The following is a 308-nucleotide window of genomic DNA, read 5'->3' on the forward strand; positions in this document are numbered from 1 at the left end:
CGGTGTGGCCGTGGCCGCCGGACGCCACGGCCTTGATCCCGGTGTTCGTGCCGTACGCGTAGATGACCAGCAGCAGGCGTTCGGCCAGCACTTCCGACGAGAGGCTGCCGCCGCCGGAGACGGAGGTGACCGCGTCAAGGCAGCCGGTCCGCAGCGCCGCTTCCTTCAGCATGTCGACCAGCGGCACGATGCCCCACCTGCGCTGTACCTCGGCCTTGATCCTGCGCAGATTGCGCGGTTCGGGCTGGGCCTCGGCCGCGGTCAGGCGGATCGCCCCGGATTTTCGCTCGGCGATGTCCAGCCAGGAC

The 308-nt window shown here is 70.1% G+C and carries 1 protein-coding gene; it reads right to left on the reverse strand.

Annotated features, from left to right (window positions below; translation table 11 throughout):
* Positions 1-308 (reverse strand): Tn3 family transposase (locus IG02_RS37475; RefSeq protein ID WP_037805263.1); only part of this gene is annotated, 308 nt, incomplete at both ends.

Source organism: Streptomyces sp. NRRL F-5135, from assembly GCF_000719775.1.
In the GTDB taxonomy this organism is placed as follows: Bacteria; Actinomycetota; Actinomycetes; order Streptomycetales; family Streptomycetaceae; genus Streptomyces; species Streptomyces hebeiensis.